This window comes from Streptomyces sp. NPDC038200 (assembly GCF_055600785.1).
Map to the genome: position 1 here is coordinate 15,043 of NZ_JBVJYH010000032.1, position 25,977 is coordinate 41,019.

General features: G+C 69.5%; 20 protein-coding genes and 4 pseudogenes. 20 read left to right on the plus strand and 4 right to left on the minus strand.

Going from position 1 to position 25,977, the window contains the following annotated elements; all coding sequences use genetic code 11:
* Positions 1-49: 49 nt before the first annotated feature.
* The 13 genes from ACZ7KF_RS38960 (at position 50) to ACZ7KF_RS39020 (ending at position 17,159) form a co-directional block, all read left to right on the plus strand.
* Positions 50-2,521: a beta-glucosidase gene (locus ACZ7KF_RS38960; protein ID WP_471086520.1), complete on the plus strand. Its 2,472-nt coding sequence runs from the start codon at positions 50-52 to the stop codon at positions 2,519-2,521.
* 259 nt (positions 2,522-2,780) lie between these two features.
* Positions 2,781-4,238 carry a dTDP-4-amino-4,6-dideoxy-D-glucose ammonia-lyase gene (gene desII, locus ACZ7KF_RS38965; protein ID WP_471086522.1) on the plus strand — a complete coding sequence of 486 codons (1,458 nt, stop codon included), beginning with the start codon at positions 2,781-2,783 and terminating at the stop codon, positions 4,236-4,238.
* A 313-nt stretch (positions 4,239-4,551) separates the two neighbouring features.
* Positions 4,552-5,331: a TylF/MycF family methyltransferase gene (locus tag ACZ7KF_RS38970; RefSeq protein WP_471086524.1), complete on the plus strand. Its 780-nt coding sequence runs from the start codon at positions 4,552-4,554 to the stop codon at positions 5,329-5,331.
* 139 nt (positions 5,332-5,470) lie between these two features.
* Positions 5,471-6,682 (plus strand): dTDP-4-dehydro-6-deoxyglucose aminotransferase, encoded by a 1,212-nt coding sequence (locus tag ACZ7KF_RS38975; protein ID WP_471086526.1) that lies wholly within the window; start codon positions 5,471-5,473, stop codon positions 6,680-6,682.
* A gap of 218 nt (positions 6,683-6,900) precedes the next feature.
* Positions 6,901-7,905 carry an aldo/keto reductase gene (locus ACZ7KF_RS38980; RefSeq protein WP_471086528.1) on the plus strand — a complete coding sequence of 335 codons (1,005 nt, stop codon included), beginning with the start codon at positions 6,901-6,903 and terminating at the stop codon, positions 7,903-7,905.
* A gap of 124 nt (positions 7,906-8,029) precedes the next feature.
* A complete protein-coding gene (locus ACZ7KF_RS38985; protein ID WP_471086529.1) occupies positions 8,030-8,956 on the plus strand; it encodes an SAM-dependent methyltransferase in 927 nt (308 codons plus the stop codon).
* A gap of 120 nt (positions 8,957-9,076) precedes the next feature.
* Positions 9,077-10,102: an IopA gene (locus tag ACZ7KF_RS38990; protein ID WP_471086532.1), complete on the plus strand. Its 1,026-nt coding sequence runs from the start codon at positions 9,077-9,079 to the stop codon at positions 10,100-10,102.
* A gap of 106 nt (positions 10,103-10,208) precedes the next feature.
* Complete coding sequence (locus ACZ7KF_RS38995; protein WP_471086535.1) at positions 10,209-12,344, plus strand: iron-containing redox enzyme family protein; 2,136 nt, start codon at positions 10,209-10,211, stop codon at positions 12,342-12,344.
* 12 nt (positions 12,345-12,356) lie between these two features.
* Complete coding sequence (locus tag ACZ7KF_RS39000; protein WP_471086538.1) at positions 12,357-14,183, plus strand: carbamoyltransferase family protein; 1,827 nt, start codon at positions 12,357-12,359, stop codon at positions 14,181-14,183.
* Positions 14,184-14,210: 27 nt separating this feature from the next.
* Complete coding sequence (locus ACZ7KF_RS39005) at positions 14,211-14,369, plus strand: hypothetical protein (RefSeq protein WP_181384401.1); 159 nt, start codon at positions 14,211-14,213, stop codon at positions 14,367-14,369.
* A gap of 39 nt (positions 14,370-14,408) precedes the next feature.
* Positions 14,409-15,386, plus strand: a complete 978-nt coding sequence (locus ACZ7KF_RS39010) for a thiamine pyrophosphate-dependent dehydrogenase E1 component subunit alpha (RefSeq protein ID WP_471086541.1) — start codon at positions 14,409-14,411, stop codon at positions 15,384-15,386.
* A 32-nt stretch (positions 15,387-15,418) separates the two neighbouring features.
* Positions 15,419-16,456: an alpha-ketoacid dehydrogenase subunit beta gene (locus tag ACZ7KF_RS39015; RefSeq protein WP_471086544.1), complete on the plus strand. Its 1,038-nt coding sequence runs from the start codon at positions 15,419-15,421 to the stop codon at positions 16,454-16,456.
* Positions 16,457-16,472: 16 nt separating this feature from the next.
* The gene (locus tag ACZ7KF_RS39020; RefSeq protein ID WP_471086547.1) at positions 16,473-17,159 is read left to right on the plus strand and encodes an SDR family oxidoreductase; all 687 of its coding nucleotides are present in this window, start codon (positions 16,473-16,475) and stop codon (positions 17,157-17,159) included.
* A 133-nt stretch (positions 17,160-17,292) separates the two neighbouring features.
* Here ACZ7KF_RS39020 and ACZ7KF_RS39025 read toward each other — a convergent pair.
* A pseudogene (locus ACZ7KF_RS39025) lies at positions 17,293-17,526 on the minus strand (IS701 family transposase); the annotation flags it as partial.
* A 400-nt stretch (positions 17,527-17,926) separates the two neighbouring features.
* On the opposite strand from ACZ7KF_RS39025, the pseudogene ACZ7KF_RS39030 reads away from it, so the two are divergent.
* The 5 genes and pseudogenes from ACZ7KF_RS39030 to ACZ7KF_RS39050 form a co-directional block, all read left to right on the plus strand.
* A pseudogene (locus ACZ7KF_RS39030) lies at positions 17,927-18,649 on the plus strand (IS5 family transposase); the annotation flags it as partial.
* 114 nt (positions 18,650-18,763) lie between these two features.
* Positions 18,764-18,997, plus strand: a pseudogene (locus tag ACZ7KF_RS39035) (hypothetical protein); the annotation flags it as partial.
* 41 nt (positions 18,998-19,038) lie between these two features.
* Positions 19,039-20,724 (plus strand): ribonuclease J, encoded by a 1,686-nt coding sequence (locus ACZ7KF_RS39040; RefSeq protein WP_471086550.1) that lies wholly within the window; start codon positions 19,039-19,041, stop codon positions 20,722-20,724.
* A gap of 160 nt (positions 20,725-20,884) precedes the next feature.
* Positions 20,885-21,028, plus strand: a complete 144-nt coding sequence (locus tag ACZ7KF_RS39045; RefSeq protein WP_471086552.1) for a hypothetical protein — start codon at positions 20,885-20,887, stop codon at positions 21,026-21,028.
* A 90-nt stretch (positions 21,029-21,118) separates the two neighbouring features.
* Positions 21,119-21,832 (plus strand): PP2C family protein-serine/threonine phosphatase, encoded by a 714-nt coding sequence (locus ACZ7KF_RS39050; RefSeq protein ID WP_471086555.1) that lies wholly within the window; start codon positions 21,119-21,121, stop codon positions 21,830-21,832.
* Positions 21,833-21,961: 129 nt separating this feature from the next.
* On the opposite strand, the gene trhA is transcribed toward ACZ7KF_RS39050, so the two are convergent.
* Positions 21,962-22,618 (minus strand): PAQR family membrane homeostasis protein TrhA, encoded by a 657-nt coding sequence (gene trhA / locus ACZ7KF_RS39055; RefSeq protein WP_471086615.1) that lies wholly within the window; start codon positions 22,616-22,618, stop codon positions 21,962-21,964.
* Between the two features lie 395 nt (positions 22,619-23,013).
* On the opposite strand from trhA, the gene ACZ7KF_RS39060 reads away from it, so the two are divergent.
* Complete coding sequence (locus ACZ7KF_RS39060) at positions 23,014-23,574, plus strand: hypothetical protein (RefSeq protein ID WP_471086560.1); 561 nt, start codon at positions 23,014-23,016, stop codon at positions 23,572-23,574.
* Between the two features lie 264 nt (positions 23,575-23,838).
* Here ACZ7KF_RS39060 and ACZ7KF_RS39065 read toward each other — a convergent pair whose 3' ends face one another.
* Positions 23,839-24,042, minus strand: coding sequence for a cold-shock protein (locus tag ACZ7KF_RS39065; protein WP_030212004.1), 204 nt, complete (start codon positions 24,040-24,042; stop codon positions 23,839-23,841).
* Between the two features lie 243 nt (positions 24,043-24,285).
* Positions 24,286-24,624, minus strand: coding sequence for a MerR family transcriptional regulator (locus ACZ7KF_RS39070; RefSeq protein ID WP_189557667.1), 339 nt, complete (start codon positions 24,622-24,624; stop codon positions 24,286-24,288).
* A 1,177-nt stretch (positions 24,625-25,801) separates the two neighbouring features.
* Here ACZ7KF_RS39070 and ACZ7KF_RS39075 point away from each other — a divergent pair.
* Positions 25,802-25,879: pseudogene (locus ACZ7KF_RS39075) on the plus strand (ATP-binding protein); the annotation flags it as partial.
* Positions 25,880-25,977 lie beyond the last annotated feature (98 nt).

A 25,977-nucleotide genomic window follows, 5' to 3' on the forward strand; every position in this document is an offset into this window, starting at 1 on the left:
CCCTGCCCCCACGAGGACGGCAGCCTCAGCAGAAAGGACATCTGTCAGCATGCTGTTCGGCACAAGGAGAACGGGCCGCCGCACCCGGCGCACCGTCGGCTACGCTCTCGCAGCCCTGTGCGTCGGCGGTCTCCTCACCGCCCCTTCCGCCACCGGCGCTCCGGCCGCCGGTCCCGGGACGCCGCGGGTGCGCAGCCTGGTGGCGAAGATGACCCTCGACGAGAAGATCTCGTTCGTCCACTGGACCACCGGGCCTGTGGGCGGGCCGACCATGACCGGCATCGGCTACCTGCCGGGCGTTCAACGACTCGGCATACCCGAGCTGCGCACCGCCGACGGCCCGGTCGGCATCCGCCTGCTCGGCGGTACCGCCACCGCCATGCCCACACCCGTGGCGCTCGCCTCCACGTTCGACGAACACCTTGCCGAGGAGTACGGCACCGTCCTGGGCCGGGAGGGACGAGCCCTCGGGCAGGACATCGTCCTCGGCCCCATGACCAACATCATCCGGGTGCCTCACGCCGGGCGGAACTTCGAGACGTACAGCGAGGATCCGCTGCTGTCGTCCCGGATGGCCGCCGACGAGGTCCGCGGCATCCAGGACCAGGGCCTGATGGCCACGGTCAAGCACTTCGCCGCGAACAACCAGGAGTACCAGCGGGAGACCATCGACGCCACCGTCGACGAGCAGACGCTCCAGGAGGTGGAGCTGCCGGCCTTCCGCAGCGCCGTCAAGGCGGGAGCCGCCTCGGTGATGTGCTCGTACAACAGCGTCAACGGCACGCACGCCTGCAGCAACGAGCATCTGCTGCAGGACGTGCTGCGCGAACAGTGGGACTTCCGCGGCTGGGTGCTGTCCGACTGGCTGGCGACCCACGCCACCAGCGACATCACCAAGGGCCTCGACCAGGAACTGGGCGTCGAGCTGGCCCTGGGCCAGCCGGTGCCGGACTCCAAGTACTTCTCCTCCGCGCTCAAGACGGCCATCGAGGACGGCAGCATCCCCGAGGCGGCGCTCGATCGGTCCGTCATCCGCATCCTCGGCCAGATGGAGCGTTTCGGCCTGCTCGACGGCAAGGCGACCGAGCGCCCGCAGCGCGACCCCGAGGCCGGCCGCAAGACGGCCCGCACCATCGCCGAGAACGGCGGCGTGCTGCTGCGCAACGAGCAACAGACGTTGCCCTTGGCCGGCGGGAAGGCCGCGGACATCGCCGTCATCGGCAACAGTGCCAAGCACCCCAAGGTCACCGGTAACGGCAGCGCGCACGTCATACCCGACCAGGCGACCGCCCCCGTCGACGCCATCGAACGGCGCGCCGGCGACAAGGCCACGGTCGTCTACGAGCCGGGCGAGGACCTCGTCGGCGTGCCCGTGCCCGACAGCTCCCTCGTTCCCGCCTTCAAGGGCGGGAAGCAGTTGCAGCCCGGCGGCCAGGGCGTCTTCTACAAGGGCCAGCTCACCGTTCCCGCCGACGGTGACTACAAGATCGCCTTCACCGCCGTCGGAGGGGTCGCCAACCTGCAGATCGCGGGACAGTCCGCTGTCCTCGGCACCGAGGCGTTCGGCACCGTCACCACCACGATGCATCTGACCCGCGGCACCCACGAGGTCACCATGAACGGATGGGCCTTCGAAAAGACCCCGCTGTCGGTGGAACTGAGCTGGGTCACTCCGGAGGCGGCCCGGACCGACTTCGACCGCGCCGTCGCGGCGGCGGCCAAGGCCCGCACCGCCATCGTCTTCGCCCAGGACGACAGCGCCGAAGGCGTCGACCGGACCTCCCTGTCCCTGCCCGGCCGGCAGGACGAGCTCATCGCGGCGGTCACCAAGGTCAACCCCCGCACGATCGTCGTCCTCAACACCGGTTCCTCGGTGCTCATGCCCTGGCTGCGCGACACCGCCGCCGTGCTGGAGATGTGGTATCCGGGACAAGAGGGCGCGGAGGCCACCGCCGCGCTGCTGTTCGGCGACGCCGACCCCAGCGGCCGGCTGACGCAGACCTTCCCCGCCACCGAGACCGGCCACCCCATGGCCGGCGACCCGCACCGCTACCCGGGCGTCGACGGCAAGGAGACCTACTCCGAGGGACTGGATGTCGGCTACCGCTGGTACGACCGGACCGGCGTAGCACCGCTCTTCCCGTTCGGGTACGGCCTGTCCTACACCACCTTCGCCTACAGCGACCTGTCCGTGGTGCGCACCCCCCGGGGACTCGACGCCACGGTCACGGTCCGTAACACCGGTGACCGCGCGGGCCGGGAGACCGTCCAGGTCTACCTCGGCGCCAGCCCGGACACCCAGGCTCCCCAGGCGCTGCGCAAGCTCGCCGGATTCGGCAAGGTCACCCTCGAACCGGGAGAGCAGCGGCGTGTCACCGTCCCCGTCGACGAGGAGCAACTGCGCTACTGGGACACCTCCGCCGGCAGGTGGCAGCTGGGCACCGGCCGGAGGGCCGTGTACGTGGGGCCCTCCGCCGCCAAGACGTCCCTGACCGCCTCCGTCACGGTGCTACCCCGGTGACCGCCCCGCCGCGTCAGGGCGGCGCCCCCCTCCCCGTCGGGAGCCCGGGCACCGCAGGAGTTCTCAGCTCGCACGCGACGGAGGCCGCCCCGTTGGAGGCCGCCCCTTCCTCCGAGGGACGTCCGACGCGTGTGCGCCATCGTGCCGCTGTGCGCCTCGGGGATGGAAGTGACCCGACGACAGGGAGGCAGGGCGCCGTCCTGTCCCCGTTCCCTGGCAACCGAACCGAGCACCGGACGCAGACGATTGGACACGAAGGATGACGTCTCAAGCCTCCACCCCGGCCGATCCGGTCGCCGCCTGCGCTCGCCCCGGCGCCGACCTCGCGGCAGCGGTCCAGACGGTGCGGCGCGCCCTGACCGCCGACGGCCACGTCGGCGCTGACGAGGCCCCGGCGGTCGCCCGCCGGCTCGTACAGCTGGCCGAGCACTACGGGAACCACCCGTTCACTCCCCTCGAGGACGTCCGCCGGTTGCTGGACGTCGACCGGGCTTCCTTCAGCCGTCTCCTCGGCTTCTTCGGTCTCGTCCCCCAGCTTCGGCACGCCGTGGAGACCGGGCCGGCGGGCAAGTACTGGCAGAACACCCTGCTGCCTCTGGAGCGGCGGGGAGTCTTCGACGCGGCACTGGCGCACAAGCCGGTCTTCCCTTACATCGTGGGCCTGTACCCGGGGCCGAGCTGCATGTTCCGCTGCCACTTCTGCGTCCGTGTGACCGGCGCTCGCTACGATCCGTCGGCGCTGGAGTCCGGTAACGCGATGTTCGAGTCCGTCATCGATGAGATACCGGCCGGCAATCCGTACGCCATGTACTTCTCCGGTGGCCTGGAGCCTCTGACCAACCCGGGGTTGGGCGCGCTCAGCAGTCGTGCGGCGGCCCGCGGCCTGCGCCCGACGGTGTACACGAACTCCTTCGCGCTCACAGAGCGGACGCTGGCCAGACAGCCCGGGGTGTGGGATCTGCACGCGGTGCGCACATCGTTGTACGGGCTCAATGACGAGGAGTACGAGGAGACCACGGGCAAGCGGGCCTCCTTCGGCAGGGTCCGCGCCAATCTGCAACGCTTCCAGCAGCTACGTGCCGAGCGGGAGAGCCCGATACGGGTCGGGCTCAGCTACATCGTGCTGCCCGGGCGCGTGCATCGCCTGCTCGACCTCGTCGGCTTCATCGCCGAGCTCAACGAGGCGGCGCCGGACCGGCCAGTGGACTTCCTGAACGTGCGCGAGGACTACAGCGGCCGGGGAGACGGCAGGTTGTCCGAGGCCGAGCGCACGGAACTCCAGGAAGGACTCCTCGCCTTCGAGGAGCAGGTGAGCCGCCGGACCCCCACGTTGAACATCGACTACGGCTACGCGTTGCACAGCCTGAGGACCGGCGCGGACGCCGAACTGCTGAGGATCAGGCCCGGGACAATGCGCCCGTCCGTGCATCCCCAGGTCTCCGTGCAGGTCGACCTCCTGGGTGATGTGTACCTGTACCGGGAGGCCGGGTTCCCGGATCTCGACGGAGCAGACCGCTACATCGCAGGCCGGGTGGGGCCGGGCACCTCCCTGGCGGAGGTGGTCGAGCGGTTCGTCAACGACGACCGCCGGATAGCGCCGCACGACGGTGACGAGTACTTCATGGACGGGTTCGACCAAGTGGTCACGGCACGGCTCAACCAGCTCGAGGCGGATGTCGCCGCGGGCTGGGGGGACACGCGCGGTTTCTTGCGGTGACGTGACCGCGACGGCCTGAGCCGGCCTGAATCGACCTGCCGAAGATTGCTATGAGCCGCACGGCAGTGGAACAATGGACAGTGCACGGAGAACCGACGAGAAACAGGCGCATTTCTGACAGCGTCACCCCGTCGGGGGTGAATTCCCGAGCCTGCCGCTCCGCATAGCCGTGCATTTACCGATACCGCCGAGATGAATCCTTGCCCCCCTCCCGGATAGCCGTTAGGGTCGGTTGAAGAATTTATTTCTCTGCTTGATTCTCCAGCTGGGGGACATTGTGACTGTGCCGACTCACGAGCTTTACGTGGACCTCATGAAACGTGTCGTGACGAACACTATTTATGGGGATCACCCGACTTTCCCGGTCGGGATGAACGTCCTGGACAAGGATCTGGCGGACAGCATGCGTCCGGACGCGCCCGGCTCGGCCGTCGACCACGGGACGTTCGACGCCGGCCACCGGGCCGAAGGTCTGGACGTGCCGACGGTCGCGCACACCATGATCGGCCTGCACCGCTTGGACAACATCCAGAAGTGTGTGGAGCAGGTGCTCCGGGACGGCGTTCCCGGCGATTTCATCGAGACCGGCGTGTGGCGCGGTGGCGCCTGCATCCTGATGCGCGCGCTCCTCAAGGCGCACGGCGTGGAAGACCGGAACGTATGGCTCGCCGACTCGTTCGCCGGTGTCCCCGTGACGTCCGAGGACAGTCACCCGCTCGACCAGGCCATGGAGTTCCACAACCTGAACTGGGTGCTGAGCTGCTCCGAGGAGCAGGTGCGGCAGAACTTCGCTCGCTACGGCCTGCTGGACGACCAGGTCAAGTTCCTGCCCGGCATGTTCGCCGACACGCTGCCGAATGCGCCGATCGATCAGCTCGCGGTCCTGCGGCTGGACGGCGACCTGTACGAGTCGACCATGGACGCGCTGGTCAACCTCTACCCCAAGGTCTCCGTGGGCGGCTTCGTGATCGTGGACGACTACCTGATCCCGGCGTGCAAGCAGGCCGTCCATGACTACCGGAGCGAACACGGCATCGACGAACCGATCGAGACGGTGGACGTGACAGGCGTCTACTGGCGCCGCGCGCACTGATCGAGTCCGTGCGCTTCTCTCGAACGTGCGCGACGGAGAGTGTCGTGCACTGCGGTCTCTGTCTCTTCGGCACGTCCGAATCCTTTGTGCCGGCCGCTGCCGGGTGCACCTTTTCGCACGCACCGGGAAGGTATGACCATTGAAACGCAATGTCGGTGACCTCGCTGTATTCGGCGGTCCTTCGGCATTCCTGCAACCGCTTCACGTGGGGCGGCCCAACGTCGGTGACCGAGCCCGGTTCTTCGATCGCGTGAACTGGGCGCTGGACCACCAGTGGCTCACCAACGGCGGACCGCTGGCGCGGGAGTTCGAGCAGCGGGTGGCGGAGCTGGCCGGCGTGCGCTATTGCGTGTCGACCTGCAACGCGACCGTCGCCCTCCAGCTGCTGGCCCGCGCCGCGGATCTGTCCGGGGAGGTCATCATGCCGTCACTGACCTTCCCGGCGACCGCCCAGGCATTCCGCTGGCTGGGTCTGACCCCGGTCTTCTGTGACATCGACCCGGCCACCAGTTGCCTGGACCCCGCACTGGTCGAGGCGGCGATAACCCCTCGCACCAGTGCGATCGTTCCCGTCCATCTGTGGGGTCGTCCGTGCGCGGTCGACCAGCTCGCGAAGGTCGCCGCCGATCACGGCGTCAAGCTGTTCTACGATGCCGCGCACGGGCTCGGCTGCACGGCGGAAGGGCAGCCGATCGGTGGCTTCGGGCAAGCCGAGGTGTTCAGTTTTCACGCCACCAAGGTGGTGAACGCCTTCGAGGGCGGCGCGGTGGTGACCGACGACGAGGAACTGGCCCAACGGGTCCGCGCGATGCACAACTTCGGGTTCGCCCAGGGACGCGTGTCCACGGAGGCGGGCACCAACGGGAAGATGACCGAAGCCGCCGCCGCGATGGGCCTGACCTCACTCGACGCCTTCGAGGAGACGGTTCGCCGGAACGAGGCCAACTACGACGACTACCGGTCGGAACTCGCTGGTGTCGCCGGGCTGAAGGTCATGGAATTCAACCGTGCCGAGCGCAACAACTACCACTATCTGATCGTGGAGGTGGACGCCGCGGTGACCGGTGTCCACCGTGACCTGCTGGACAGGGTGCTCAGAGCGGAGAACGTGGTGTGCCAGCGGTACTTCTCCCCCGGCTGCCATGAGATGGAGCCCTACCGCTCGGAGCGGCCGGTCACCCTGCCGCACACCGAACGGCTCGCGCAGAAGGTACTCGCCCTGCCCACCGGTCCCACCGTCTCCCGTGAGGACATCCGGCGGGTCTGCGACATCGTCCGGGTCACCCTGGAGCGGGGACACGAGGTGACCCGCAGAGCCGACGAGCGGGTGCCCTCCACGCTGGCCCCCTGATCAGGGGATCTCCCCTGTCCGGATGGCGAAGGCCGTCCCGGCGGCCCGGCCGGGCGGGGGCCGGCGTCCACCACGACCTGGTGGCGGGTGGGGTCGCGGGGGTTGTCGCCGGAGGCGGCGCGCCCAGCCCCTGCGGCACAGCCGCCGTCACCGGCACGCCCGCACCGAGGTCACCACGTGCCCCACCTGAGTTCACGGACGTCGTTCAGGAGGAACGAATGGCGCAGCCCGACAGGACCACCTTCTCCCTGGGTGGCGACCTTGCGGTTCACCGGATGGGATTCGGCGCCCTGCGGCTGACCGGCCCGGGGCACTGGGGTCCGCCGGAAGACCGTGAGGCGGCGATCAGCATGGCCCGGCTGGCCGTGGACCTCGGTGTGTCCTTCATCGACACGGCCGATTCCTACGGGCTGGGGAGCAGCGAGGAAGTGCTGGCCGCGGCACTGCGCCCGTACCCGGACGGCCTGGTGATCGCGACAAAGGCCGGACAGTGCCGGCCCCGTCCCGACCAGTGGGTGCCGTGCGGCCGACCGGAGTACCTCCTCCAGCAGGCCGAGCTGAGCCTGCGCCGGCTGGGACTCGACCGCATCGACCTCTTCCAGCTGCACCGGATCGATCCGAAGGTGCCGGCGGCCGAGCAGTTCGGCGCGCTCAAGGAACTGCAGGATGAAGGAAAGATCCGGCACATCGGGCTGTCGAAGGTCACCGTCGCGGAACTGGAGGAGGCCCATGAGCACATCACCGTGGCCAGCGTGCAGAACCTGTACAACCTGACCGACCGGCACAACGACGAGGTGATCGAGTATTGCGAGAAGCACTCGATCGCGTTCGTCGCATGGCTGCCGATCGCCCGCGGTGAACTCGCGGCCGAGGGAAGCCCTGTGACCGACATCGCCACCGAACTGGAGGCGACTGCCAGTCAGGTGGCGCTCGCGTGGCTCCTGCACCGCTCCCCGACGGTCATCCCTATTCCCGGCACCAGCTCGCCCGCGCATCTCAGGGAGAACGTCGCGGCGGCGGACCTCGTTCTCACCGATGACCAGTTGGCCCGGCTGAACGCGCTCGGGCGAACGCGACACGCCGATGAAGAGACCGGCTCCGGCGCCACGACGGCAGAGACGCAGCGCAGACCCCGGGAAGTCGGTGCCGGCAGGCGGGCGACGCCCGAGGAACCCTTTGCTTCTTCCAGTTCGAGAGAGAGCTCCGCAATGAGCCACCGATGACGGCCACCACGGCCCCGCGCAGGACCGATCTGCGGTGGCCGAAGGAATAAGTCCAGTCGGGTCCATACGGTCTCCGGGTCTTCCGGGATCAGCCGGGTACTCGCGATTTCTTTTGGGAGAACAGATGTCTGAGGAACATGCCGACTGGACCGTGTCCGACACCGTCGGCCTCAGCGCCGTGGTCAACTGCTCCGCACGCGCGGTGGAGTCGGATCGCCCCGACGGGCTGATCAACGACCCGCTGGCAGCCCGTTTCGTGCACGCTGTGCGGATACCGACGACGTTGCCCACACAGGTCGACGAGCTCGAACGCTCCGGTGCGGCGGGCGCCATGGTGGCCTCCCGGTTCGGCGGCATCCGGGCCCGGGTGATGGACGACTTCCTGCTGGCGGCGAACGCGGCGGGCGTCGACCAGGCGGTGATCTTCTCGCCGGGCTTCGACACGCGCGCCTACCGGCTGGACTGGCCGTCCGAAATGGACTTCTACGAAGTGGAGCAGCCCGGCCTGCTCGACCTGAAGGACAAGGTGTTGCGCGAGGCCCACGCGGAACCCCGCTGCGCGCGGCACGTGGTCGGCGTCGATCCCCGGCGGGACGAGTGGGAGTTCTCCCTGCGCGGCGCCGGGTTCGACGCCACGAGGCCGACGGCGTGGGTGGCGGAGGGCATCCTGCTCTACCTCTCCGCGCAGGGCGAGGCCGACCTGTTCACCGCCGTCCACAAGCTTTCCGCGCCCGGCAGCCGACTGGCCATGCAGTACATGCCGGCGGAACTGATCCACTGGTTCGCCGAGCACACGGCGCTGACCGACACGACCGCGACGCTGGGCGCGGACATCGGCAGCGTCAACTGGAACACCGAACCCCGGCAGGCCGCGCCGGCCCGGCTGAAGGCCGCAGGCTGGGAGGTCCGGCTGGACTCCGTCATGGACCGGGGGCTCGCCCTGGGCGTGTCGCTGTACGAGGAGTTCAGCGCCGTGGGCGATGACGCCGGTATCGAGTTCCCGGTGTCCGACGAACCGGACGGCTTCCTGTTCGGCACGCTGCCCCGGTGACCGACGCGGGCCCACCGCGCGCGAACCTCCGCGCACAACGGGTCCCGTCAACGTCGCAACCGTCACCATCCGATCGGCAGCCGGAGCGTCCCGATCGGCGTCGTCAAGGAGAGAACCGCGTTGGACCAGCAGGCGAAACTCGCCCCACAGATGAAGCACTACGAGGAGTTCGCCAGCGGTGAGATGCGCTGGCTGCCCTACCTGATGTTCTTCAGCCGGGCCGGCTACCAGTCCCCCGTGCTCACCACCGACTCCGGCGGCTTCCGGCCGACGGAGGTCGGAAACCAGCGCTACTCACTGCTCCAGGACCGCCCGTCCGGCGAGGTCAGCGTGATGCTGGGCGCCTCGCCCGCGTTCGGCTGGGGCGCGGTGGGCGACGCCAACACCATCCCCTCGCTGCTGGCGCGGGAGCCCGGCTCGCCGCCGTGGCTGAACCTGGCGGCGTCCGCCTTCAACTCCACCCAGGAGCTGCTGGTCTTCCTGCTGCACCGGCACCAACTGCCGCGGATCCGGGACATCGTCGTGCTGGCCGGGCTCAACAACCTGGTGGTGGCCGGGCTGCCCGAGGCCGGCAGCGATTACGGCCAGTTCTTCTTCTCCGGCGAGTTCTTCACCCAGCTCGGCAATCCGGATCTGAAGAAGTACTACCAACAGCCCAAGTGGGCGGTGGGCCGACTGGCCCGGCGGCTGACCGGGGCCGAACCGGGACCGGACCGGACGCTCAGTCCGCTCGCCCGGTCCGAACTCGCCGCCGAGATACAGGCGCGCGATCTCGACCGGCTGCTGGAACTGGCCGCGCCGACCGGCGCGAAGGTGCATTTCATGCTCCAGCCGACGGCGACGTGGACGAAGAAGACCTTGTCGCCCGAAGAGGAACTGTTGATCGACGAGGTGAACGTCGAGCGGTCCGCGCTCTGGACGATGTTCACTCCGATCCTGGGCGACGACGTCTACCGCGATTACCGCGACCGGCTCGCGGCGGTCTGTGCCCGGAGAGGCATCTCCTTCCTCGACGCCAGCGCACTGCTCGGCGGCGACGAGTGGCTGTTCATCGACCAGGCGCACATCACCGACGCGGGCAACAAACGGTTGGCGGCGGCCATCAGCGGAATGCTGACGCCCGGCGGAGCACGAGGAGAGTCCTGATGTGGCAGACGATCAAACGCTGGTTCCGGCGGCGTAAGAAAAGCCGCAGGAACGACAGCTCGATCTACCCGATGTTCTGAGCTGACTTTCGGCCTGGGGGAAAGCTGTGACGAACGTCGAATACCGGGCGCTGTACGCCCGGGCGTTGAATCCCGAAGCCTGCCCGTCACCGGACACGGACCTGCCGATGGTCCGCGCGGCCATCGACCCGGCCGCCGGTCGACGGGACGAGCCGGAGCGGGACCTGGCCGGTCTCGTGGACGAGGCGCGCCGATGGGCATCCGAACGGAGGCAGGGCTTCCGCTCCGTGCTGGACAGTCCGCACCGGGCGTCGGGCCTGCGCTGTGTGCTCGGCAACTGCGCTCCGCTGGCACTGTCGGCCGGGGCCTGGCTGCAGTGGCTGTCCAGCGCGGGCAACGCGGAGAGCGAGCTGACGCTCACCCTGCTGCGGCTCTACTCCTCCGACCTCGGGGTGGGATATCCGTTGGCGGACAGGGGAAGCGCGTACCGGGCGGTGTTACGAGCTCACCGCTTCAAGGACGAGATGCCCGGACCCCGGCTCGCCGCGAGCGACCAGGTCGAGAGCTTCAGCTTCCGACTGCCCGCCGTACTGCTGACGATGAGTCGGCTGCCCGACCGGTTCCGCCTCGAGCTCGTGGGGGCGGATCTGTGCCTGCGCGCGGTCGGCGTGCTCCCGCCGCTGGCCGCGCTCGCACCCGGGGACCTCCCGGTTCCGGTCGACACCTTCGACCTGGGCCGGGCCCGGACGCCGGACGAGCCGGTCCCGCTGGACCTGGCCCTCGCGGCGGCGCAGGCGCTTGCCGATCGCGGTGACGGGGACCGGGTGCGCCATGGATTCCGTTGGGCCGCCGAGGAACTGGCGCTGTGGTGTGACGCACTGGAGCGGGAGACGCGGCTGGCGACCCACCCGGACTACCCGGTGTGGCGGCTGATCTGGAACCGGGCCCGGCAGGCTTCCGTGTACCACGGGCAGTTCCCGCTGGAGGGCCGTCCGCTGGCGGAATGGTTCGCAGACGTCGACGCCGGGCCGAGCGGATTCCTGCGGGCGCTGGCCCGCAGCACGCTGGTGCGGCCGGGCGAGCCGGACCGCAGCCCGCTGGTGTGCGGACTGATCGGTGAGAAGGGACGCATGTTCCGCGTCTTCACCGAGCAGGAGATCGCGCTGCTCCGCGACTGGATCACGCACCTGCCGCAGGAGGGATCGGCCCTCGGCGCCGGCGAGGACGCCGACGAGCGGCACCGGCGTCTGCGCGTCGCGCAGTGCTCCTGGCACCGGTCGGACACGAAGATCGATGCCCGCCCCGCCCACGCGCCGGCCGCCGGCGACTTCGGCCGGCCCACTGCGCGATCGGCCTACCGGGCGCTGCTCAGCCGGACGGAGCCCCCCGGGCTGCGGCAGTTCGCCCACCGCTACGTCCGGCGCTGGCTGGCCCGCTCGCGTTTCCGCATGGACAAGGCGGAACGGGGGCTGCCCGCACGCTGGGACCCGGACAACGGGCTGCGCGGCTGGCTGGCCGCCGAACACGACCGGCACGGCGCGGCCTGGGTCGCCCGCGACACGCCGCTGCCCAGCCGGGAGGAGCTGGTCGAGTCGACGCTGCAGCTGGCACCGCTGATCCTGATCGACGGCGGCTGGCTGCAGGGCTACACCGACTACCGGCTGGCCTCCTCCCCCGCCGGGCACTTCCTGTTCCAGACCTACTGGGACGAGCTGGGCAACGGGATCTGGCGGCAGAACCACCCCAAGATCTACCGGGACCTGCTCCGGGAGATGGGCGTCGAGCTGCCGCCGACGGACTCCGAGGAGTTCGCCGCGTGGCCCGGGTTCGACGACCGTTCCTTCGCGCTGCCCGTGTTCTGGCTGTGCATAGCCAAGTTCCCGCAGACCTTCGCCCCGGAGATCCTCGGGCTCAACCTGGCCATGGAGCTGTCCGGGGTCGGCGGCAGCTATCGCGACGCCCAGGTGGCTTTGCGCCACCACGGGTTCAGCACCCAGTTCGTCGACCTGCACAACACCATCGACAACGTGTCCACGGGGCACTCGGCATGGGCGGTCGACGCGATCGACACGTTCCTCGCCGAACAGCCGGACCCGGCCGGGCGGCGGACGACCGACGCCGTGTGGCAGCGCATCCGGGGCGGGTACCGCTCCCTGAGCCCGCCGCAGGGGCTGGCGGCCAGGGTGTACGGCGCACTCACTGCAGAGATCGGTCGGCGATAAGGAGCTGGACCCGTGAGCACCACTGCCCTCGGCATCTCGTCCTACTACCACGACAGTGCGGCCGCCGTCGTCGAAGACGGGCACATCGTCGCCGCCGCCCAGCAGGAGCGGTTCAGCCGGCGCCGGCACGACGCGGGCTTCCCGGCCCTCGCGGTCGCGTCCTGTCTGGCCGAGGCCGGCCGGAAACTCGACGACGTCGACGTCATCGCCTACTACGAGGATCCGCGGCTGAAGTTCTCCCGGGTGCTGGCCACCTACCTGGCCACGGCCCCGCGGGCGTGGAGCTCGTTCCGCCAGAGCATGCCCGAGTGGCTCGGGTGGAAGCTGCGCACGCTCGGCGTGGTCCGCGACGAGCTGGCCCGGCTCGATCTCGGTGCCGTGCCGCCGATCCGGCGCTTCCGGCACCACGAATCGCATGCGGCCTCGGCGTTTCTGCCCAGCCCGTACGAGTCGGCGGCCGTGTTGTGCGTGGACGGCGTCGGCGAGTGGGCGACCACGACCCTGTGGCACGGTCGGGACCGGCGCGTCGAACCGCTGCGGGAGCTGCGTTTCCCCCATTCCCTGGGGCTGCTGTACTCGGCGTTCACCTACTTCTGCGGTTTCAAGGTGGATTCCGGCGAGTACAAGCTGATGGGCCTGGCACCGTACGGCCGGCCGGTGTACGCGCCGCTGATCCGGGAGAAGCTGGTCGACATCCGGCCGGACGGCTCCTTCCGGCTGGACACCGGCTACTTCGAGTTCCTCTACGGCCAGGTGATGACCGGGCGCGGGTTCGCCGAGCTGTTCGGCGGGCCGCGCCGCGAGCCGGAGGGGCCGCTGACAGAGCGGGAGTTCGACCTCGCCGCGTCCGTGCAGCTGGTCACCGAGGAGATCATGCTCAACCTCGCCGCCGCCGCACGGGAGCACACCGGGGAGCGCCGGCTGTGCCTGGCCGGCGGGGTGGCACTCAACTGCGTGGCCAACGGCAAGCTGGTGGAGAGCGGGCTGTTCGACGAGATCTGGGTACAGCCGGCGGCGGGCGACGCGGGCGGAGCGCTCGGGGCCGCGCTGCTGGCCGCGAACGGGCCGCGCGACCACCTCGGTTCCGGCGGGGACGGCATGCGGGGCGCCCGGCTGGGCCCCGGCTACGACGACGATCGGATCCAGGTCTATCTGGACGCCCAGGGGCTGCCGTACCGGCGCCTGGCGACCGACGAGCTGCGTTCCACCGTCGCCGGGCTGCTCGCCGAGGGCAAGGTCGTCGGCTGGTTCCAGGGCCGGATGGAGTTCGGGCCCCGGGCCCTGGGCGGCCGGTCCATCCTGGGCGACGCGCGCAACGCCGAGATGCAGTCCACGATGAACCTCAAGATCAAGTTCCGGGAGTCCTTCCGGCCCTTCGCGCCGATCGTGCTGGCCGAGCACGCCACCGAGTACTTCGACCTGCGCCAGGACAGCCCGTACATGCTGATCGTGGCGCAGGTGGCCGAGCAGCGCCGGCTGCAACAGGCCGGCACCGAGCACCTGCGCGGCCTGGACCTGCTCCGGGTGCGGCGCTCGCAGATCCCGGCCGTCACCCACGTCGACCACTCGGCCCGGGTACAGACCGTCGCGCAGGACACGGACCCGGACCTGCACGGGCTGCTCACCGAGTTCCACGCCCGGACCGGCTGCCCGGTGCTGGTGAACACGTCCTTCAACGTGCGCGGCGAGCCCATCGTGGCCACGCCCGAGGACGCCTACCGCTGTTTCATGCGCACCGACATCGACGCGCTGGCGATCGGCCGCTTCCTGCTGCTCAAGTCCGACCAGCCGCCGTGGCACGAGGACACGGACTGGCGCGGCCAGATCCCCCTCGACTGACCGACCGGCACAGAAAGGCCCCGCCCCATGACATTCGCCAGGCATGCCCTGCTGACCCTGCTGCTCCTGCTGGCCTATCTGCTGGTGCTGGTGCTGGGCCTACTGGGCCGGCTGTTCGGGGACCCGCTGCGCCGGCGTCCCGCACCGGCGTCGGCCGGCTACTGGCGACAGAGCCGCCGGTACTGAGCGGTGCCGGCGCCACGACTACGCGAGGAGTGCTCGACCATGACATCCGACCGCACGCGGCTGATCCGCGAGATGGTGCGCATCCGTGTGGTGGAGGAGGTTCTCGCCGACTACTACCGGGACGAGCAGGAGATGCGCACTGCCATCCACTTCTCGATCGGCCAGGAGGCCACGGCGGTGGGGGTGCTGTCGGCGACCACACCACGGGACTGGGTGTACGCGGCGCACCGCACGCACGCCCCGTATCTGGCCAAGGGCGGCGATCTCCGGGCGCTGGTGGCAGAGCTGTACGGCAGGCAGGACGGCTGCTCGCACGGCCGGGGCGGGTCGATCCACGTCATCGACCAGTCGGTGGGATTCGCGGGCTCCGGGGCCATTCTCGGCGAGATGATCTCCGTGGCGGTCGGCACCGGCTGGGCGTTCGCCCGCAGCGGCGAATCCCGGGTGGCGCTGACCTTCTTCGGTGACGGCGCCACCGAGGAGGGCGTCTTCGCGGAGTCGCTGAACATCGCGGCGGTGCAGCGGATTCCGGTCGTCTTCGTCTGCGAGAACAACCTGTACTCGATCTCGTCCCCGCTGACGGCGCGACAGCCGGCCGGCACCTCGATCCGCGGCCGGGCCGAGGCGGCCGGGGTGCGCGCCGCCGCCGTCGACGGCAACGACGTCTTCGCCGTGCGCGAGGCCGCCGCGGCCGCACTGCGCCACTGCCGGGCGGGCAACGGCCCGTACCTGCTGGAACTGGCGACCTACCGTTGGCGCGAGCATGTCGGCCCGGGCTGGGACCACCACCACGGATACCGGTCGAAGCAGGAGATCGACTCCTGGATCGAGCGCTGCCCCATCCAGCGGGCGGTGACCGAGGTGCGCGCCGAGGAACCCGGGATCGACGATCTCGTGCGGCAGTGGCAGGCCGAGTCGCAGGAGGAGATCCACGCCGCGGTGGCGTACGCCAAGGAGCTGCCGTTCCCCGACGTGGCGGGCCTGCTCGACGGCGCCTACCTGCCCGTGGGCCGATGACCGTGAACCGAGGCGTGGAAAGGGAGTTGGACATGCGGACGCTCACCTACTGGCAGGCGATCTCCGAAGCGACCGTGCAGTGCATGCAGGCCGACGAGCGTGTCCTCGTCGTCGGCGAGGGGGTGGATGACTTCCGCGGCACCTACGGCACGACCAAGGAGGCCTTCGCCCGGTTCGGTCCCGACCGGGTCGTGGACGTCCCCAACTCGGAGAACGCGACCGCCGGCCTCGCCGTCGGCGCCGCGGTGGCCGGCATGCGGCCGCTCGTCGTCCACACCAGGGCGGACTTCATGTTCCTGGCCATGGACGCGCTGGTGAACCTGGCCGCGAAGTGGCGGTACATGTACGGCGGCGACAAGGGCGGCGCACCCGTGGTCATGCGGGGAGTCGTGGGTCGCGGCTGGGGGCAGGGCGCCACCCACTCCCAGAGCCCGCACGCGACCTTCGGCCACTACGCGGGGCTGCACGTCGCGACGCCCGCGACGCCCGCGGACGCCAAGGGGCTGCTCATCACGGCGCTCACCAGCGACACCCCGACGATACTGATCGAGAACCGGACCCTCTATCCGCTGACCGGCGAGGTGCCGGAAGAGATGACCCCCGTCCCGTTCGGCGTCGGCCGGGTGGCCCGTGCGGGCACCGACGTCACGGTGGTGGCAGCCTCCCTGATGGTGTACGAGGCGGAGCGGGCCGCCGAGCAGCTGTCCACCCAGGGCATCAGCGTCGAGGTCGTCGACGTCCGCAGCATCCGGCCGCTGGACGACACGATCATCTGCGAGTCGGTGGCCAAGACCGGCCGGCTGGTCGTCGCCGACACGAGCTGGGCGCGCTACGGGTTCGCCGCCGAGGTGGCCGCCGTCGTGGCCGAGCGGATTCCGGAGGCGCTGCGGTCCCCGGTCCGCAGGGTCACGCCACCTGACTGCCCGGCACCCGTCTCATGGCCGCTGGAGGAGGCGTTCAACCCCAGCGCCACCGAGATCGTCAAGGCCTGCCTGGCGGTGTGCGACACGACCAGGTCCGGACTGCCCGCCCTGGAGACTGTCACCGCCGGCTTCCAGGGCCCCTACTGAGCGGAGGACAAGGATCATGCGGCCACTTGCCTTGATCACCGGGGCGTCCCGCGGCATCGGGGCGGCCATCGCCTCGGCCCTCGCCCCCAGCCACAACCTGCTGCTGGGCGGTCGCGACGACGTCCTACTGCGAGACCGAGCGGCCCGGCTTCCGCACGCGCGGCCCTTCGCCGCGGAACTGACCGACCATGCCGCCATGGCCGCGGCCGTGGCCGGCATCGAGCGCCTGGACCTGTTGGTGCACAGCGCCGGTGTCGCCACGCTCGGGCCGGTCGCCCGGACCCCGGCCCAGGTGTGGCGGGACACCCTGGAGGTCAACGTGATCGCGGTCGCCGAGCTGACCCGGCTGCTGCTGCCCGCCCTCCGGGCCGCGCGCGGACAGGTGGTGCTGATCAACTCCAGTGTCGGACTCGACGCCTACCCCAACTGCGGCTCCTATGCGGCCAGCAAGTTCGCCCAGCGGGCCTTCGCGGACGCGTTGCGCGCCGAGGAACCCAGCCTGCGCGTCACCACGGTCTACCCCGGCCGGGTGGCCACCGACATGCAGCGGTCCATCCGCGCCCAGGAGGGGGCCGAGTACGTGGCGGAGCACTACCTGCGGCCGGAATCCGTCGCGGCGGCCGTACTCACCGCGGTGACCGCCACGCGGGAGGCGCATGTGCAGGACATCAGCATCCGGGCCGTGCCCGCAGCCAGCCACTGACTCGAAAGGCACCGCCATGAGCACCCGTTCACTCCAGGTCCATCTGTGCGCCGTTCGCACGGCGCGCCGACCGTCGACAACTTCGCGTTCGTCGAGGTCGACGTGCCCGACCGAGTCGGTAACTCACGGGCATATGACTGGCCTGGGCTCGGGCCTGGTGACGGCGTCGCCAGGCGGACCAGCGGAGCCGGTGCGCGACCACGAGGTGAAGCGGCGGACCCGGTGTTTGTCCAGTCAGGCCAGGCTCTTTCCGGACTCGAAGGTCTCCACCCGCCATCTTGAGCCGACGACGCGACAGGGTGGCCCGGGGCACCAGGACGGGCGAGAAGCAGCGAGAGTAGGCGAGTTCGCCGGTGGTGGGCGTGCGGATGCTGCGCGGCTGGTGCGCATACTTTCGCCGGGAGTGTCCAGTTCCACGTTCCATTACCTCAGCTCGTATACCTGGGCCAGGGTGATCGGATGGCTACGACGAAAACACCCTCGGATGACCTGGAAGGAGCTCCGTCGACGGTTCTGCGGCGGAGGATGGTGGCCGGCTAGCGAAGAACGAGAGCTGCTCGATCCGGCGACGGTACGCACCAGGCGCTACCGATACCGGGGCACAGTGGTCCCCTCGCCATGGCCGATCACAGGATGAGAAGCACCCCGAGCGAGACTACGGGGCTTGTGGAGCGCCCGCTGCGTTGAAAGGCGCACGGCGGGTGCGGGAAGCGGTCCGGAGAAACGGCCCGCCCGAGAGGCGGGACCGCGCTCCGGACCGACTTCACTGCTCGCCCCGGCGGGACCTGCCGGATGAGCTAGGTCCGTTCCAGACCGCTCACAAACGGCTGATCAGGTGGGCCGTGGACGGTACCTGGGAACGGATCCTGGCTGCGCTCCTGGCAGCAGCCGACGACATCAGCTGGGCCGTGTCGGGGGCTCCACGCGTCTGCCGCGCCCACGAGCACGCCGCCAGTGCCAGGAAAAGGGGCGCAGGACCGGACCGAACCTGACGACCATGCGCTCGGTCGCTCCCGCGGCGGCCTGAGCACGAAAGTCCACCTCGCCAGCGACAGCCGTGCACGGCCGCTGTCCCTCCGCGTCACCGGAGGCCAGGCAGGAGGCGCGCCGGCCTTCGAGGCCGTCATGGCAGGCATCCTGTTCCGCGTGGTGGTCCCGGGAGACCGAGGACTCGACCGGAGGCCGTCCTGGCGGACCGCGCGTATTCGTCCCGCGCGATCCGGAAGCATCTCCGCCGCCGCGGGATCCGAGCTGTCATCCCCCAGCCCTCCGACCAGGTCGGTCACCGTCTGCGCCGAGGGCGCACCAGTGGCCGCCCGCCCGGATTCGACGCCGAGGCATACAAGCAGCGCAACACGGTCGAGCGATGCATCGACCGGCTCAAGCAGTGGCGGGGCCTGGCCATGCGAACCGACAAGCTCGCCATCGTCTGTCAGGCAGCACTCCACCGCACCGCCATCCTCGTATGGGCCCGGGAACGGGTCGCGTAATGGGAGAGGCACGCCCTCGGCCCAGCGTGACAGCATGCGGCAATGGCGTTCCGACACCCCGACGGCGACTACACGATCACCGTGATGTACTCCGTGCCCGATGACGCCTGATACTTGGAACTGGACCTTGTGGCCGGGCAACGGAATCTCGTGACCGCAATCGTCCCCGACGAGGATCCGGCCCGGGAGCCGAGGGTGTGCTTGAACCCGCATGAGCCACACGTCGAAGTTCCCTACGAGGTCATGCGCTGGTTCATGCACCGGGTCGGCGAAGAGATCCGCACCTCCCGTGCCTGGATGCGGCTGAGGCCCGAACTCGTTGAGATCATTTACCAACTGCGTCAGGAGCAACAGATCATCTCGTTCCGCTCTGCGGGTAACGTCAAGGTATGAGTCATCCACACCCCGACCTCAAAGCCGCCCCTACCCTGCCCGAAGGAGGGCTGAGGGTCATCGCCCTGGGCGGCCTGGGTGAGATCGGCCGCAACATGACCGTCTTCGAGCACGCCGGCAAACTGCTCATCGTCGACTGCGGCGTGCTGTTCCCCGAGGAGACCCAGCCCGGCGTGGACGTGATCCTGCCGGACTTCACCTCGATCCGGGACCGGCTGGACGACATCGTGGCCGTCGTCCTCACCCACGGCCACGAGGACCACATCGGCGGCGTGCCGTACCTGCTGCGCGAGCGGTCCGACATTCCCGTCGTCGGCTCCAAGCTGACGCTGGCGTTCCTGGAGGCCAAGCTCAAGGAACACGGCATCCGGCCGCGCACGGTGCGAGTGCGGGAGGGCGACCGCCGTGGCTTCGGGCCCTTCGACTGCGAGTTCGTGGCGGTCAACCACTCCATCCCGGACAGCCTCGCGGTCGCGATCCGCACCCAGGCCGGGATGGTGCTGCACACCGGCGACTTCAAGATGGACCAGTTCCCTCTCGACGACCGCATCACCGATCTGCGCGCCTTCGCCCGCCTCGGCGAGGAGGGCGTGGACCTGTTCCTCACCGACTCCACCAACGCCGAGGTACCCGGCTTCACCACCTCCGAGCGGGAGCTGAACCCGGCGATCGAGCAGGTGATGCGCACCGCGCCGCGCCGGGTCATCGTCTCCAGCTTCGCCAGCCATGTGCACCGCATCCAGCAGGTCCTGGACGCCGCCCACCAGCACGGCCGCAAGGTCGCCTTCGTCGGCCGGTCGATGGTCCGCAACATGGGCATCGCCCGTGACCTGGGCTATCTGAAGGTCCCCTCCGGTCTGGTCGTGAGCACGAAGGAGCTGGAGAAGCTCCCGGACCACAAGATCACTCTGGTGTGCACGGGCTCCCAGGGCGAGCCGATGGCCGCGCTGTCGCGGATGGCCAACCGCGACCATATGATCCGCATCGGCAAGGGCGACACCGTCCTGCTCGCCAGCTCTCTCATCCCCGGCAACGAGAACGCCATCTACCGGGTGATCAACGGCCTGACCCGCTGGGGCGCCAACGTCGTCCACAAGGGCAACGCCAAGGTGCACGTCTCCGGGCACGCCAGCGCCGGCGAACTCGTCTACTGCTACAACATCGTCAAGCCCCGCAACGTCATGCCCGTGCACGGCGAATGGCGCCACCTGCGGGCCAACGGCGACCTCGCCATCCGTACCGGTGTCGACCCCGAACGGGTCGTCATCGCCGAGGACGGCGTCGTCGTCGACCTGGTCGACGGGCGCGCGTCCATCACCGGCAAGGTCCCCGCCGGCAACGTCTACGTGGACGGCATGGAAGTCGGCGGCGCCACCGAAGCGTCCCTCAAGGACCGCCTCACCCTCGCGGAGGAGGGCGTCGTCACGGTGGTGGCGATCGTCGACGCCGACACCGGCGCCCTCGCCGAGGCCCCCGACTTCCTGGCCCGCGGCTTCGTCCACGACGACACCACCTTCGAGCCCGTCATCCCCGTCATCGAGAAGACCCTGGCCACCGCGGCCGAGGAAGGCGTCGGGGACGCCCACCAGCTCGAACAGCTCGTCGCCCGCGCCGTGGCGAACTGGGCCTTCCGCACCTACCGCCGCAAGCCCCTCATCATCCCCGTCATCATCGACGCCTGAGCCCCGGCGGCATGGTTTCCGGTTCCGTTCACGGTCTCGCCGGCATCGAGGCCGGGCACGGGAGTCAGCAGCCACCCACCTGTACGACGACGTGATCCGCACCCAGCGCCCGAGCGTGGAGGACAAGGGTTAGGGCGCGCTGGTGCGGGTCGTCGGCCCCGTGACCAACCGCGGGGACGCCATCGGGCTCCTCGAACTGTTCCTGCGCGGGGCGCCGGACGCGGAGGTGATGCGGGAGATCGGCGAGACCGCGCACGTCCTGGCGTACATCGTCATCGCGAACCGGTCCTACACCGACGTGTAGGGCCGCCGTACCGTCCCGCTGAGCCTGGCCGCGGAGATCCAGCACCGGCTGCTGCCGTCGTCGCTGGCGTGTGAGGCTGCGCGGTTCGCGGTGGCCAGGGCGCTGGAGCCGGCCGACCATGTCGGGGGTGACACCTTCGGCTACGTGATCGACCGGGACACGGTCCAGCTCTCCGTCACCGATGCCATGGGTCACGACGTCGACGCCGCGCTGCTGGCCACCCTCCTGGTGGGCGAGGCGCGCTGCGCCGGGCCCGGCGGGCCGGCGCCGGCCTGGCCAAACAGGGGCCGCCAGGCAGACCGGGCCATGCGCGAGCACGGCCGCCAGGGTTACGTCACCGGTCAGCTTCTGCGGATCAGCCTGATCGACGGCGAGGCGGAGTTCGTCAACGCCGGGCATCCCTGGCCGCTGCGGAGGCGGGACGGACAGGTGCGGGAGATCGCTCCGAAGATCGATATGCCGTTCGGCTTCCCTGCCCCTCGCAGCTACCGGGTGCAGTCGCTGGACCTGCGGCCGGGCGACCGGCTGATGATGTTGACCGACGGCATGCCGGAGCGCAACGCAGGCAGCCTCGATCTGCCCGACCTGATCGTGCGCACGCGCGCGCTCCACCCCCGCGAGGCCGCCCGCACCCTCATCGCGGCGATCGTCGACGCCCACCACGGTCACCTGCAGGACGACGCGACGGTCATGTGCCTGGACTGGCAGGGCGTCGCCCACTCCCGGCGGGACGCCGACACCGGTGCCGGCCTCACCGACGCCTCCGCCCCATCGCGGACGAGGCAGAGCATTCCCGGACCATGACTCGGGCCTTCTCCGGTCCCCGCTGCTGCGGGCCCCACGGACCGATGCCTCGGCCACCGCCTGGCCCGTTCGCGGTGCAGCACGCGGCAGCGCGTGTGAACAGCGGCGCAAGCCCGGACGCCGTCGCGGTCAGTAGGTGGCCAGGGAGATGGCGATGTAGTGCGCGGTGAAGGCTGCCACGGTCAGGGCGTGGAAGACCTCGTGGTAGCCGAACCAGCCGGGTGAAGGGTCGGGCCGCTGCAGGGCGTAGACGACCGCGCCCGCGCTGTAGAGGAGACCGCCGACAACGATCAGGACGACTACGGCTGCTCCGCCGGTGTGCAGGAAGTCGGGCAGGTAGCGCACCGGCGCCCACCCCAGGGCCAGGTAACACGGGGTGTACAGCCATCGCGGAGCTCCGACCCACAGGACCCGGAACACGATGCCGGCCAATGCCCCAGTCCATACGATCCACAGCAGCATGGAACGCTGTTCAGGCCGCAGGAGGAGCACGGCCAGGGGGGTGCAGGTGCCGGCGATGATCAGGAAGATGTTGGCGTGGTCGAGTCGTCGTAGAAGAGCCTCGCCCCGTGGTCCCCAGGTGCCACGGTGGTAGACGGCGCTCGTTGCGAACAGCAGCAAGGCGGTGACCGAGTACACGGCGCAGGCCAGGACTGCCTGCGGAGTACGGGCCAGGCAGACGAGTACGACGCCAGCGATCAGTGCGGCGGGGACCATTCCGGCATGGAGCCAGCCACGCAACTTAGGCTTGATCGGTTCGGCGAGGTCGGCCGCCCGTTCCGCCAGGGCGGAGACCGAGTGAGCCTTCTCCCCTGCGTGTCCGCCTTGCGATCCGTCGGGTAGCCCGTCTTCACGGCGCTCTCCACGCGCTGAGGCGACGTGACCGTATTCGACTTCAGCGGCATCACGGGACACAGCTTCTCGTTCTCCCTCGGGCGACTGGGCGTCACTGGCAGCAATGCGGTCATGCTAAAAGACCTCACTCCGGCAGCATCCATAAAAGGTCGGTCCAGGACCCCCGGGTCATCGCCGGGCCCGGGCCGGCTCGCCACCGCGTGAACTCCAGCCCCGTCGAACCTCCCGCCGATTGGGCCCGCCCAAGCCGAGTAGAACGGCCGGCCATGGGAAAGATCAGAGCTTCCGACCGGGCATCTCCGCTCGCCTACGCGCAAGGATCGCCGATGCTTCCTGAGATCCGCCCTCACGTATCCACCGCCCTCGCAGACCAGTTGGAACACCAACTGGACCTGGCTCCGCATCTCGAGGCCGGCCGGCTCGATGTGGAGGGCGTCGCCGGCATCGCAGTCGTCGCAGCGGCCCACTCCGACGGCTATGCGGCCACCGGTCATCTCCTCGGGCTGCTGGCCGCGCTGCCTGCCCCCACCGAGGCAGGCGAACGCTTTTGGTCGGACCTGTGGAGGTCGTCGGGCACCGCGTACCTGCTACCGGTCAACATGAAGGCTCAGGTGCTGCGTTCTCTGGAAGGAGAGGGAACCGCCCTGGCCAGGCAGATCCTCTCGGCCGTCGATGAGATGACTCCGCCCCAGCGCGTGGCGGCCGGGGAGGTGATCGGTCAAGCCCTCGCCGAGTCCGACCATTTGCCCGACCTCAAGACACAGGTCATCGGCGAGTTGTGGCTCCGAGATCTCGAGCTCACCGCCTGGCGCGTTCTGCATGCGGACCGCAGGCGGGACGATCCGGATGGACGGCAAGCCTTCCTCGCCGCCTGGACGAGCACCTGATCGTCTACTGCTCCAAACTGCGCGCACAGAGGCGCAGGGCATGCGGCGCCCGAACCGGACGACGCTCGAAGCAACTGAGGTCGGGAAGTTCGGCCGAGGTCACACCCGTCTCAACAGATCAGGGGCCGCGCAGCAATGGCTGCGCGGCCCCTGATCGTGCACGCCCTACACGAGAGCAGGCGCTTCGCCCGGTGGGCGGCAAAGCCCACACAGGCGGCGCTCACCGGACGCGGTGTACGCGATCCCTCGGGCGGGTCTGTGAGGTCAGGCCGGGGTGATGTTCTCGGCCTGCGGACCCTTCTGGCCCTGGGTGACGTCGAACGTCACGGCCTGGCCCTCCTGGAGCTCACGAAATCCCGTGGAGTTGATCGCGGAGTAGTGCGCGAAGACATCCGGGCCGCCGCCGTCCTGGGCGATGAAACCGAAACCCTTCTCCGCGTTGAACCACTTCACAGTTCCCGTTGCCATGTCTGATGCCTTCCAGTCGATGAACGCCTACCACTCCATGTGGAAGGCAGAGGTGATCGCCCTGGTCCCTGCGGCACAGCACAGCAAAACGCCCACACCGAAGGCGTGGGCAAGGGGGAGTTCCGAACCACGACAGCTGACGCAGACGCTACACGCCCACACGCCGCGTCACCACAGGAAACGATCACACCGCACGGCAGACCATGCGTGCGGTGCCCGCCGACGCGGACGGGCACGCTCGTCTCACGCTGCTGCGGTCGGGTCCGCCGATTCGGTGGCGCGGCGGTATTCGGCGTTGAGGCGCTGGGCTTCCTCGAGCTGGTCTTCGAGAATGATGATGCGGCAGGCGGCCTCGATGGGGGTGCCGTGGTCGACGAGTTCCCGGGCGCGGGCGGCGATGCGCAGCTGGTAGCGGGAGTAGCGGCGGTGTCCGCCCGCGGAGCGCAGCGGGGTGATGAGGCGGGCTTCGCCGATGGCGCGCAGGAAGCCCTGTGTGGTGCCGAGCATCTCGGCGGCCCGGCCCATGGTGTAGGCGGGGTAGTCGTCGTCATCGAGACGGCCGAACGTGTCGTCTGCTGTCATCGCACCTCTCTGGAACGCGTGGAGGGGCCCTGGCGCCGTACCGGCACCAGGGCCCCGAAGGAACTACTACACCATCTGCCGGCCCTGATACTGCACCGGCCCTGTGTTTCCGCAGACCCGACGGAGACGCTGTCGGGGGCGCGGGGATCGCGGTTGCTCGACCGGAGACCACCTCACTATCGATGTCCTGCGGTACCCGGGTCCAAGGCTTCCACCCGGGCGATCCTGATGGCGCTCGGCTCCTCCGTTCTTCCCTCTTGATCAACTACTCACTAACGGAAACAGCAACTGCTGATACCGCGAACCACTAGTGGCCTCGAACAGCGCCACGCTTCGACAGCCAGCCCCGTCGCCCGTCCTGCGTCTGCTCTGGCTTGGAACCCCACTGCCGAACTTCCCGGTGCGCGCGCCCGCAGCCGACGCCTTCACCGAGGTACTGCTCACTGACTTCACTGCTGGGTACTGCGAACCTTCACTTACCGGTACTGCCACTGCGGTACTGCTCATGGCGGCCCCTGATCACTGCGGGCCACCCGGTCCGGTCGTCAGTCCCGTCGCCGTCCTGCGACCACTCTGGCTTCGGAACTCCACCACCGCACCGTCATGCCAATGCGTACTGCTGCCCGGCAGTTCATCTCTGCCGGGCCTCTCCTGATCTCGACTACGACAGAAATCGTAACCACAGCGTCGGCCAATGTCTACTCCAGCGAGTATAGATTTCCGCGCGCTGGAGGATGAGGTACTCCGCCTCGACCAGTCCGCCTCGACCGGTCCCCATGGTTCGAGCAGCTGCGAGGCTCTGGCCGGCTCTCACAGTGACCCACCACCGCGTGGCATGGCGGGTTGGGCGTGACGTCGCCGCCTGCGCCGCGGCTGCCGTCGGCGGCACCGGCCGACACTGCGTCTCGTGAGAACACCACCGACCGGTACGGACGTGCCAGCCGTGGCGCCCCCAGGTCGGCCGTTGACGAGCGTGGCAAAAGGCCCTGCGCCGCCTTCGACGATCCCGGGATGATCGAGCAGCTGGTGGCGAACCAGCACGGCCCCTGACTCGAGCAGTCCGCGGGCTGCGGAGACACGGGCTCACGGCAGCGGGTGCCGTCACGCGTCGGCTGTGACGATTCAGAGATCAGGGTGACCCTGATGATCACGATGATTGCCGGGGCCGCAGCCGACCGTGGCTCCTGACGCGGCGGACACTGTGGTCCTGGTCGTCTCCGAGCTCGTCACCAATGCCCTGGCCGCGGCCACCGGTGGCGCTGTCATCACCGGTGGCCGGCTGCCGAAGTGGTGTGGAGGCAGAGGGTGTCGGCTGTGCTGGGGATTCCGCTCACTTGGGCGAGTTCGCCCGCC